Below are 10,232 nucleotides of genomic sequence, written 5' to 3' on the forward strand. Positions count from 1 at the left end.
GTTTCTCTTAATTAACTTATTATCGCTCAGCTCACTGACTACCGGGACTAAGATAGGGGGGCCGCGTGGGTCGCCGTCGTTCTTCAGAACGACGGCGGCGTTCTCGTCGAAGCGGATGTACGAGCCGTCCGGGCGGCGGCGCTCCTTGACGGTGCGAACGATGACCGCCTTGATGACGTCACCCTTCTTCACGTTGCCGCCGGGGATCGCGTCCTTGACGGTGGCGACGATGACGTCACCGACGCCCGCGTAGCGGCGACCGGAGCCACCGAGTACACGGATGCAAAGGATTTCCTTCGCACCAGTGTTGTCGGCGACGCGCAGTCGCGACTCCTGCTGGATCACGTCTATCTCCTGATTGTCTGCCGGTTCCCCGGGGGCCGCTCACCTTGCGGGTGAACGGACCCCGGAGCCTGGCGGAACTGACCTGCGAGGGATGCCCCGCAGGAAATTACTTGGCCTTCTCGAGGACCTCGACGACGCGCCAGCGCTTCGTCGCGGACAGCGGCCGGGTCTCCATGAGGAGGACGCGGTCGCCGACACCCGCGGCGTTCTGCTCGTCGTGAGCCTTGAGCTTGTTGGTACGGCGGATGACCTTGCCGTACAGCGCGTGGGTCACGCGGTCCTCGACGGCGACGACGACGGTCTTGTCCATCTTGTCGCTGACGACCAGACCCTGACGGGTCTTGCGGAAGCCGCGGGCGGCCTTCGTCTCTTCAGTCACGTTGCTCTCGCTCATCAGGCGCTCTCCACCGTCTCGATGCCCAGCTCGCGCTCACGCATCAGGGTGTAGATCCGCGCGATGTCCTTACGGACGGCCTTGAGCCGACCGTGGTTCTCGAGCTGACCCGTCGCCGCCTGGAAGCGGAGGTTGAACAGCTCTTCCTTGGCCTCGCGGAGCTTCGCCAGAAGCTCCTCGTTGTTCAACTCGCGCAGCTCGGACGCCTTGGTACCGGCCGACATCACGCTTCACCTGCCTCGCGCTTGACGATCCGGCACTTCATCGGCAGCTTGTGGGCCGCACGGGTCAGCGCCTCACGGGCGATCTTCTCGTTGGGGTAGGACAGCTCGAACATGACCCGGCCCGGGTGCACGTTCGCGATCCACCACTCCGGCGAACCCTTACCGGAACCCATGCGGGTCTCGGCCGGCTTCTTCGTGAGCGGGCGGTCCGGGTAGATGTTGATCCAGACCTTGCCGCCACGCTTGATGTGGCGGGTCATCGCGATACGGGCCGCCTCGATCTGGCGGTTGGTCACGTACGCGGGCGTGAGGGCCTGGATGCCGTACTCGCCGAACGCAACCTGCGTACCGCCCTTGGCCTGACCACGGCGCTTCGGGTGGTGCTGCTTGCGGTGCTTGACCCTACGGGGGATCAGCATTTCGGTCAGGCCTCCGTTCCGCCAGTAGAAGAGGACGAGGCCTCGGCCGGAGCGGCAGCGGCGGGCGCGTCGGCCTTGGGGGCCTCGGCGGGCTGCTGGGCCTGGGCCCCCTGCTGCTGCGGCTTGCGCCCACGACGCTCGCCACCGCGGCCACCACGGGCCGGGCGGTCGGCGCCACCACGGGCCGGGCGGTTGCCGGCACGGGCGGCGGCGTTCTCGGCGCGGACCTCGGCGATGTTCTTGACGTCGCCCTTGTAGATCCAGACCTTCACACCGATGCGGCCGAAGGTCGTCTTGGCCTCGAAGAAGCCGTAGTCCACGTTCGCGCGGAGCGTGTGCAGGGGCACACGGCCCTCGCGGTAGAACTCCGAGCGGGACATCTCGGCGCCACCGAGGCGGCCACCGCACTGGATCTTGATGCCCTTGGCGCCGGCCTTCATCGTGCCCTGCATGCTCTTGCGCATGGCGCGACGGAAGGAGACGCGGGAGGACAGCTGCTCGGCGACGGCCTGGGCCACCAGCTGAGCGTCCGTCTCCGGGTTCTTGACCTCGAGGATGTTCAGCTGGACCTGCTTGCCGGTCAGCTTCTCCAGCTCGCCGCGGATACGGTCGGCCTCGGCGCCGCGGCGGCCGATGACGATGCCGGGACGCGCGGTGTGGATGTCCACCCGCACGCGGTCACGGGTGCGCTCGATCTCCACCTTCGAGATGCCGGCGCGCTCCATGCCCTTCGACATCATGCGACGGATCGCGACGTCTTCCTTGACGTAGTCCTTGTACAGCTTGTCGGCGTACCAACGCGACTTGAAGTCGGTGGTGATGCCGAGCCGGAACCCGTGCGGGTTTACCTTCTGGCCCATTACCGGGTTCCTTCCTTGCTGCTGACGACCACGGTGATGTGGCTGGTCCGCTTGCGGATCCGGTAGGCACGGCCCTGGGCGCGCGGCCGGAACCGCTTCAGGGTCGGACCCTCGTCGACGTACGCCTCGGAAATGACGAGGCTGTCGGCGTCGGTGTGGTCGTAGTTGTGCGCGGCGTTGGCGATGGCGCTGTCCAGCACCTTGCCGACCGGCACGCTCGCGGCCTGCGGGGCGAAACGCAGGACCGCCTGAGCCTCCGTGGCGTCCATGCCACGGATGAGGTCCACCACTCGGCGGGCCTTCATGGGCGTGACGCGGATGTACCGCGCCTGGGCCCTGGCTTCCATGGTTGTCCCTTCAGTGTTTGTCATGATCATTCACACCCCGCTGACTAGCGGCGCTTCGACTTCCGGTCGTCCTTGACGTGACCCCGGAAGGTGCGCGTCGGCGAGAACTCGCCGAGCTTGTGGCCGACCATGGACTCGGTGACAAACACCGGGATGTGGGTCTTGCCGTTGTGCACCGCGATCGTGTGGCCGAGCATCGCCGGGACGATCATCGAGCGACGGGACCAGGTCTTGATGACGTTCTTGGAACCTGCTTCGTTCTGCGTGTCCACCTTCTTGATCAGGTGGTCGTCGACGAAGGGTCCCTTCTTCAAGCTACGAGGCATCTCAACCCGTCCTTAGCGCTTCTTGTTCGTCTTGCGGCGGCGGACGATGTACTTGTTCGACGCCTTCTTGGGCGAACGAGTACGGCCTTCCTTCTTGCCCCAGGGGGACACGGGGTGACGGCCACCGGAGGTCCGGCCCTCACCACCACCGTGCGGGTGGTCCACCGGGTTCATGACCACACCACGGACGGTCGGGCGAACGCCCAGCCACCGCTTGCGGCCCGCCTTGCCCCAGTTGATGTTGGACTGCTCGGCGTTGCCGACCTCGCCGATCGTGGCGCGGCAGCGCTGGTCGACCAGGCGGATCTCTCCGGACGGCATGCGCAGGTGGGCCATCGAGCCCTCCTTCGCGAGCAGCTGCACGGAGGCACCGGCGGAGCGGGCGAACTTGGCACCGCCACCGGGACGGAGCTCGATCGCGTGGATCGTGGTACCGACCGGGATGTTGCGGAGCGCCAGGTTGCTGCCCGGCTTGATGTCGGCCCCGGGACCGTTCTCGACGCGGTCACCCTGCTGCAGGTTGCGCGGGGCGAGGATGTAGCGCTTCTCGCCGTCGGCGTAGTGCAGCAGCGCGATGCGCGCGGTGCGGTTGGGGTCGTACTCGATGTGCGCGACCTTCGCCGGCACGCCGTCCTTGTCGTGCCGACGGAAGTCGATGACACGGTAGGCGCGCTTGTGTCCGCCACCCTGGTGGCGAACGGTCACACGACCGGCGTTGTTACGGCCGCCCTTGCTGTGCAGCGGGCGGACCAGCGACTTCTCCGGCGTGGACCGCGTGACCTCGACGAAGTCGGCGACGCTGGAGCCACGACGGCCCGGCGTAGTCGGCTTGTACTTGCGGATTCCCATTTCTCAGTCCTCGTCCGATTCCGGACGATCCGGACCCCCGTTAGGAGGTCGGACCGCCGAAGATGTCGATACGGTCGCCCTCGGCAAGGGTCACGATCGCGCGCTTGCTGTCGGCACGCTTGCCGAAGCCGGTGCGGGTCCGCTTGCGCTTGCCCTGGCGGTTGATCGTGTTGACCCCGGTGACCTTGACCGAGAAGACCGCCTGGACGGCTTCCTTGATCTGGGTCTTGTTGGAACCCGGGGCGACGACGAACGTGTACTTGTTCTCGTCGAGGAGCGCGTAGCTCTTCTCGGAGACGACCGGCTTCAGCAGCACGTCACGGGGGTCCGTGAACGACTTGCTGACCGGCGTGACGACGGTGTTCTTGCCCTCGGCCTCGTGGCGACGCGCCTTGGCGACGCGCGCGGCCTTGGCGGCCTTGGCCGCCTTGGGGGCGATGCTCGGGTGACGCGTAGCCATCAGGCTTCGCTCCCTTCGGTGTCAGCGGCCTTGTTGGGGCCAGACACGAAGGACTCGAAAGCGGCCTGGGTGAAGACCACGTCGTCCGAGACGAGAACGTCGTACGTGTTCAGCTGGCCCGGCTCCAGGATGTGGATCTGGGGCAGGTTGCGGGCGGACAGCCACGCGGCCTCGTCGGCGCGGTCGACGACCAGGAGCAGGTTCTTGCGCTCCGAGATCTTGCCGAACAGCGACCGGGCGGCCTTCGTGGACGGGTTGTCGCCCTCGATGACGCCGGTGACGACGTGGATGCGGTCGTGGCGGGCCCGGTCGGTGAGGGCGTGGCGCAGGGCCGCGGCCTTCATCTTCTTCGGGGTCCGCTGCGAGTAGTCACGCGGCTGCGGGCCGTGGACGACGCCACCGCCGGCGAACTGCGGCGCACGGGTCGAACCCTGGCGGGCGCGGCCGGTGCCCTTCTGGCGGTACGGCTTCTTGCCGCCACCACGGACCTCGCCGCGACGCTTGGTCTTGTGCGTGCCCTGGCGGGCAGCGGCGTTCTGCGCGACGACGACCTGGTGGATCAGCGGGATGCTGATCTTCTCCACGCCGAAGATCTCCGCGGGGAGCTCGACGCTTCCGGTCTTCTCGCCGGCAGGCGAAAGGATGTCAACAGTGCTCATCGGTACCTCAGGCCCCCTTGGCCGCGGTGCGGACCAGGACGAGGCCGCCGTTCGGACCGGGAACCGCGCCCTTGATGAGCAGCAGACCCTTCTCCGCGTCAACGGCGTGGACGGTCAGGTTCTGGGTGGTGACCCGCTCGTTGCCCATGCGGCCGGCCATGCGGAGGCCCTTGAACACGCGGCCCGGGGTGGCGCAGCCACCGATGGAACCGGGCGAGCGGTGCTTGCGCTGGGTGCCGTGTCCGGCGCCGAGGCCCTTGAAGTTGTGACGCTTCATGACACCGGCGAAGCCCTTGCCCTTGCTCTTGCCGGTGACGTCGACCTTCACGCCGGACTCGAAGACCTCGGCGGTGACTTCCTGACCGAGCGTGTACTCGGCGGCGTCGGCCGTACGGATCTCGACGAGGTGGCGGCGGGGGGTGACGTCGGCCTTGGAGAAGTGACCCTTGAGGGGCTTGTTCACCTTGCGCGGGTCGATCTCGCCGAACGCGATCTGGACGGACTCGTAGCCGTCGACGTCGTTCGTGCGGACCTGGGTGACGACGTTGGGGCCGGCCTTGACGACGGTGACCGGAACAACGCGGTTGTTCTCGTCCCACACCTGCGTCATGCCGAGCTTCTCGCCCAGGATGCCCTTGATCTGCTTGTTCATCTTCAGATCACCGGCCCTCAGAGCTTGATCTCGATGTCGACACCGGCCGGGAGGTCGAGTCGCATCAGAGAGTCAACGGTCTTGGGGGTCGGGTCGAGGATGTCGATCAGACGCTTGTGCGTGCGCATCTCGAAGTGCTCGCGCGCGTCCTTGTACTTGTGCGGCGACTTGATGACGCAGTACACGTTCTTCTCAGTGGGCAGCGGCACCGGGCCCGCGACCGACGCACCAGTGCGAGTCACCGTCTCGACGATCTTCTTTGCCGAAGAGTCGATGACCTCGTGGTCGTAGGCCTTGAGCCGGATGCGGATCTTCTGTCCCGCCATGGCTACTCAGTAGTCCTGTCTCTCGTAACGCTCTGGACCCGGTGATCCTTGTGTCTCCACTCCCCACCTCCGACCCACGCGGTCGGGCGTGTCGCACTCTCGCTGACACAGATGTCCCTTGTCCGGACATCCCTGCTCTGGGAGGTGCGGGCCCTTCCGGAACCGCGGACCGGGGGCGAGAGGCCCACCGGGCGCCTGGCCGGTACCCCGCTGACACTTCCCGGAAGATTCCCGTACGTCCGCCCCTACACCTCTCGGTGTAATGCGTGGGACGACGAGTACTGTGGGACTCGCTTCCGGTCCTCCCGGCGGGAGGCGCGCAGCATCGGCACTCGACCGAGCAACCCCGTTAGTCTGCCATACGGGGCGGGGGGCTGGCCAATCGGGGCGGAGAGAATACCCCGGGGGCGGCGGGGGTCAAACTCGCGCGCCAGGCCCGGACTCCAACCCCGGACCCCAAGCCCTGCTGACCTGCCCGGTCCGCGCTCACTCCTATGCGCACTCCTAATATTGGCTGTCGCGTTCCCCGACGGACCCGACGCCCGCCCGGCCGTGCCCGTCGCCCGAATCCCGACACGACACGGCGACGTCCGCCCGCCCGGTGGTGGAGTCGATCATCGAGAAGTGGAGCATTCATGCGCGCCCGGAACATCGTCCTGGCCACCGCGACCGCACTGGCGGCGGTGGCGGCCCGCGACCTCGTCCAGAAGAAGCACGCACTGCTCCGGAACTTCCCGGTGGTCGGGCACGCGCGGTACCTGTTGGAGACGATAGGCCCGGAGCTGCGGCAGTACATCGTGACCTCCAACGACGAGGAGCGTCCGTTCAGCCGTGATCAGCGCACCTGGATCTACGCGTCGTCGAAGGCGGAGAACAACTACTTCGGGTTCGGCACCGACAACGACGTCGAGCACATGCAGGGGCACGCGTACCTGAAGCAGCGCACGTTCGCCGACACGCTGCCCGACATGCACGACCCGCAGGCCCTACTGCCCTCGGCCAAGGTGCTGGGCGGTCCGCGCGGGCGCGCCAAGGCGTTCCGGCCCGCGAGCGTGGTGAACATCTCGGCGATGAGCTTCGGATCGCTCTCCGGCGCGGCGGTCACCGCGCTCAACGAAGGGGCGGCGCTGGCGGGCACGCTGCAGAACACGGGGGAGGGCGGCATCTCGCCGTACCACCGCAACGGCGGTGACCTCATCCTTCAGCTCGGTACGGCGTACTTCGGCTGTCGCGACGAGGACGGCAGGTTCAACCTCGACAAGCTGAAGGACGTGGTCGCCGGCGCCCCGGTCAAGGCGATAGAGATCAAGCTCTCCCAGGGCGCCAAACCGGGTCTTGGCGGGATGCTGCCGGGCGAGAAGGTGACCCCGGAGATCGCCGAGATCCGCGGCATCCCGGTCGGCGAGGACTGCGCCTCCCCGTCCCGGCACACCGCGTTCGGCGACGTCGACTCGATGCTCGACTTCGTCGAACTGCTGGCCACCGAGACGGGTCTGCCGGTCGGGATCAAGAGCGCGGTGGGCGAGATGGGCTTCTGGCAGGAGCTGGCCACGCTGATGGCGCGTGGTGACCGTGGCGTCGACTTCGTGACCATCGACGGCGGCGAGGGCGGCACCGGGGCGGCGCCGCTGACCTTCTCGGACTCCGTGTCGCTGCCCTTCCGGATGGGCTTCTCCCGGGTCTACGGCACCTTCGCCGAGCTGGGACTGACCGACGAGCTGACCTTCATCGGCTCCGGCAAGCTCGGCCTGCCCGAGAACGCCGCGGTCGCCTTCGCCCTGGGTGCCGACATGATCAACGTGGCCCGTGAGGCGATGCTGTCGATCGGCTGCATCCAGGCGCAGAAGTGCCACACCGACAAGTGCCCCACCGGCATCGCCACGCAGAACAAGCGGCTGGCCCGCGGCATCGACCCGACCTCGAAGGCCACCCGGACCGCCGCCTACCTGACCACCCTGCGCAAGGAGCTGATGAAGCTCTCGGCGGCCGTCGGCGTCGCCCACCCGGCACTCATCAAGGCCACCGACGTCGAGATCATGAACGGCGACTACGACGCCCGCTCCCTGCTCGGCGTCTACGGCTACAAGGACGGCTGGGGCGAGCTCGGCCCGCACCTCGCCGAAGAGATCACCGCACTGCTCACCACCGAGCCGGCCTCCGCCCGGACATCGGGCGCCTGACGCACCGCGCGGCGCCCGGTAGGTCTCGGCCGGCCGGGACCTACCGGGCGCTGCCGCCGGGGACGTCCACCCCGGCACACGGGTCCACCGTCACGTTCCGCCGGGCAGCGAGGCGGGTCAGCTCCGTGACGTGTAGGTCACGAAGTCCGCCCACGCCCGCGGCGCGAGCGCGAGCTGCGGACCGGATGCGCTCTTGGAGTCACGGACGTGGACCGTGGCGGGGGTGGGGGCGACTTCGAGGCAGTCGCCGGGTTCGTTGCTGCTGCTGTAGCTGCTCTTGAACCAGTGGAGTTCGGCGGTGCTCATAGTCTCCCCAGTGCTTGCTCGATGAAGGCCTGCGACTCCCTCGGCGTGAGGGCCTGCGCCCGGATCATGCCATAGCGCAGTTCAAGGATCCGGAGGTCTTTGGGGCCCGAGACCGGGCGGCCGTTGAACGCGCCGTCGGAACGTCCGATCGCCGTGCCGTCGGCGAACTTCAGCACCTCAACCAGGCCCGCCGCCCCGGCGTGCTCCTCACGGTCGGTCGGCATGACCTGGAACGTGACATTCCTCAACTTCGATACCTCCAAGAGGTGTTCGAGTTGCCGACGCAGCACCATCTTCCCACCGTAGGGGCGTTCAAGCGTCACCTGTTCCTGGACGAAGCTGAGCGTCGGGGTGGGGTCCCGATCGAAGACGGCCTTTCGAGCCATGCGTGCTGCGGCTTCCCGCTCCACGACATCTTCTGCGAGCGCGGGCTGCCTCATGTCGTACATCGCTCGCGCGTACTCCAGGGTCTGCAAGAGGCCGTGGATGTTGTGGTTGCTGTACAGCAGCATCTCCACCGCCCGCCCTTCCAGGTCTGCCAGCTCCCGGATCTTCTTCGGATACCGGGCCTTCCTCATGTCCTCCATGAAGGCCCTCAGATGCCCCTGCGCCTTCAGGATCCGGTCCGCCCGGTCCAGGTACTCCGGGCGGGGGATGCGGGCCCCGCGTTCCATCTTGCGGATCATGTCCTCGCCGTACCCGAGGGCTGCCGCCAGCTCGGACACGCTCACCCCGGCCGACTCCCGGCAGACCCTGAGCAGGCGTCCCACCGCCTGCACCACCGGCTCGATCTCGTCGCCCGGCTCGACATCCCAGCCCGCCTCGTCGACACCCTTGTCCACGGCTCCTCCTCCGGCGCGTACGCGTACTCGTACTCGTACAACGCCCGGGACAGCCGAGACAGCCGAGACAAAGGCCGGGACAGTGACGGTACGTACAGGCGTTGCCACTCACCCACGGAAGCAGGTTCCGACACGCTGAGTTACGTGAATCAGGAATCCCGCGGCCCCGCGCCCCGACTCGCCACCCCCGTCCGCAACTTCAGCCTCCAGCTGTCCCCCACGCCTCGCGGCGCCCGTCTCGCCCGACTGCTCGCCACCGAGCAACTGCGCACGTGGGGACTGCCGTCGCACCCGGCGGAGCTCATCGTCGGGGAGCTGGCGGCCAACGCCGTCACCCATGGCCGGGTCTCCGGCCGGGACTTCCGGCTGTTGCTGTACGTCGTCGGCGACACGCTCCGCATCGAGGTCACCGACACGCGCGGTGACCGGCTGCCGTGTCCGCAGCAGGCCGCGCCCGACGCCGAGTCCGGCCGCGGCCTGCTGCTCGTGGAGGCCCTCGCCGACCGTTGGGGAGTCGTCCCCGGCCTGCCTCCGCGCAAGACCGTCTGGGCCGAGGTGGGGACCGGACCCACCGGATCCCGGCCACTCGTCCCGCCCCGGTGACCGGTGACGCCGCTCAGCGCGTGCGAGACGGGCGTACAGGCCGGCCTTCAAGGCGCGGCCCGGCCCACCGTGCGCGTGCGGTCCGGGTGATCAGTCGGCCCAGGGGACGCGTACCGGCCTGCGCTTCCACCACTCGCCGAGTTCCTCCTCCGGCCTCTCCGTCGTCGGGCGTACCCACGGGCGGAGCGAAAGCTCAGGGTCGGGGAGGGTGGCAGCGCGGAAGCGTGTGTCGAGCCGAGCAAGCAGTTGCCCCAGCGGGCCCTCGCCGGCCTCTTCCCAGTGGGCTCAGTCGTGCAGCCGCGCCACAGCGAAGTCGGCCGACTCAGGTGCGGTGGTGCTCCAGGAAGCGTCTCTAGAATTCTGTGGTTGCCTGAGTGTTTCGGGCTTTTCGGGCGCGGCGTGGCCGTGTGCGGTCGCCATCGGTGGGTCCGATCCTCGGG

16 protein-coding genes are annotated in these 10,232 nt (G+C 68.0%); 2 read left to right on the forward strand and 14 right to left on the reverse strand.

Annotated elements, in window-relative coordinates; all coding sequences use genetic code 11:
• The 12 genes from rplN to rpsJ form a co-directional block, all read right to left on the reverse strand.
• A partial coding sequence (gene rplN / locus ACFWR9_RS36555; RefSeq protein ID WP_383850192.1) for a 50S ribosomal protein L14 occupies positions 1 to 345 on the reverse strand: 345 nt, incomplete at its 3' end.
• Positions 346 to 451: 106 nt separating this feature from the next.
• Entirely contained in the window at positions 452 to 739 is a 288-nt protein-coding gene (gene rpsQ, locus ACFWR9_RS36560; protein ID WP_383850195.1) for a 30S ribosomal protein S17, read from the reverse strand.
• Positions 739 to 963: a 50S ribosomal protein L29 gene (gene rpmC, locus ACFWR9_RS36565; protein WP_383850198.1), complete on the reverse strand. Its 225-nt coding sequence runs from the start codon at positions 961 to 963 to the stop codon at positions 739 to 741. Before rpmC ends, rpsQ begins: the two co-directional genes overlap by 1 nt.
• On the reverse strand, positions 963 to 1,382 hold the full coding sequence (gene rplP, locus ACFWR9_RS36570; RefSeq protein ID WP_161182738.1) for a 50S ribosomal protein L16: 420 nt from the start codon (positions 1,380 to 1,382) through the stop codon (positions 963 to 965). Before rplP ends, rpmC begins: the two co-directional genes overlap by 1 nt.
• Before the next feature lie 5 nt (positions 1,383 to 1,387).
• Positions 1,388 to 2,242 (reverse strand): 30S ribosomal protein S3, encoded by an 855-nt coding sequence (rpsC, locus tag ACFWR9_RS36575; protein ID WP_383850201.1) that lies wholly within the window; start codon positions 2,240 to 2,242, stop codon positions 1,388 to 1,390.
• Complete coding sequence (gene rplV / locus ACFWR9_RS36580) at positions 2,242 to 2,589, reverse strand: 50S ribosomal protein L22 (protein WP_030619142.1); 348 nt, start codon at positions 2,587 to 2,589, stop codon at positions 2,242 to 2,244. The genes rpsC and rplV overlap by 1 nt, the downstream gene beginning before the upstream one ends.
• A 44-nt stretch (positions 2,590 to 2,633) precedes the next feature.
• The gene (gene rpsS, locus ACFWR9_RS36585; protein WP_055418366.1) at positions 2,634 to 2,915 is read right to left on the reverse strand and encodes a 30S ribosomal protein S19; all 282 of its coding nucleotides are present in this window, start codon (positions 2,913 to 2,915) and stop codon (positions 2,634 to 2,636) included.
• A 12-nt stretch (positions 2,916 to 2,927) separates the two neighbouring features.
• On the reverse strand, positions 2,928 to 3,764 hold the full coding sequence (gene rplB / locus ACFWR9_RS36590; protein WP_217167008.1) for a 50S ribosomal protein L2: 837 nt from the start codon (positions 3,762 to 3,764) through the stop codon (positions 2,928 to 2,930).
• Positions 3,765 to 3,804: 40 nt separating this feature from the next.
• The gene (gene rplW, locus ACFWR9_RS36595) at positions 3,805 to 4,224 is read right to left on the reverse strand and encodes a 50S ribosomal protein L23 (protein WP_383850205.1); all 420 of its coding nucleotides are present in this window, start codon (positions 4,222 to 4,224) and stop codon (positions 3,805 to 3,807) included.
• Positions 4,224 to 4,883, reverse strand: coding sequence for a 50S ribosomal protein L4 (rplD, locus tag ACFWR9_RS36600; protein ID WP_383850208.1), 660 nt, complete (start codon positions 4,881 to 4,883; stop codon positions 4,224 to 4,226). The genes rplW and rplD overlap by 1 nt, the downstream gene beginning before the upstream one ends.
• A 7-nt stretch (positions 4,884 to 4,890) precedes the next feature.
• The gene (gene rplC / locus ACFWR9_RS36605; protein WP_351389526.1) at positions 4,891 to 5,535 is read right to left on the reverse strand and encodes a 50S ribosomal protein L3; all 645 of its coding nucleotides are present in this window, start codon (positions 5,533 to 5,535) and stop codon (positions 4,891 to 4,893) included.
• Positions 5,536 to 5,552: 17 nt separating this feature from the next.
• Positions 5,553 to 5,861, reverse strand: coding sequence for a 30S ribosomal protein S10 (rpsJ, locus tag ACFWR9_RS36610; protein WP_014054162.1), 309 nt, complete (start codon positions 5,859 to 5,861; stop codon positions 5,553 to 5,555).
• Positions 5,862 to 6,496: 635 nt separating this feature from the next.
• Between rpsJ and ACFWR9_RS36615 the strand changes: the two genes are divergently transcribed.
• The gene (locus tag ACFWR9_RS36615; RefSeq protein WP_383850212.1) at positions 6,497 to 8,041 is read left to right on the forward strand and encodes an FMN-binding glutamate synthase family protein; all 1,545 of its coding nucleotides are present in this window, start codon (positions 6,497 to 6,499) and stop codon (positions 8,039 to 8,041) included.
• Positions 8,042 to 8,158: 117 nt separating this feature from the next.
• On the opposite strand, the gene ACFWR9_RS36620 is transcribed toward ACFWR9_RS36615, so the two are convergent.
• Positions 8,159 to 8,347 (reverse strand): DUF397 domain-containing protein, encoded by a 189-nt coding sequence (locus ACFWR9_RS36620; RefSeq protein ID WP_383850214.1) that lies wholly within the window; start codon positions 8,345 to 8,347, stop codon positions 8,159 to 8,161.
• Positions 8,344 to 9,189, reverse strand: a complete 846-nt coding sequence (locus ACFWR9_RS36625; RefSeq protein WP_383850217.1) for a helix-turn-helix domain-containing protein — start codon at positions 9,187 to 9,189, stop codon at positions 8,344 to 8,346. The genes ACFWR9_RS36620 and ACFWR9_RS36625 overlap by 4 nt, the downstream gene beginning before the upstream one ends.
• 144 nt (positions 9,190 to 9,333) lie before the next feature.
• Between ACFWR9_RS36625 and ACFWR9_RS36630 the strand changes: the two genes are divergently transcribed.
• Positions 9,334 to 9,792: an ATP-binding protein gene (locus ACFWR9_RS36630; RefSeq protein ID WP_383850220.1), complete on the forward strand. Its 459-nt coding sequence runs from the start codon at positions 9,334 to 9,336 to the stop codon at positions 9,790 to 9,792.
• Positions 9,793 to 10,232: the final 440 nt, after the last annotated feature.

Origin of the sequence: Streptomyces sp. NPDC058534 (genome assembly GCF_042717365.1) — a bacterium.
Lineage (GTDB): Bacteria > Actinomycetota > Actinomycetes > Streptomycetales > Streptomycetaceae > Streptomyces.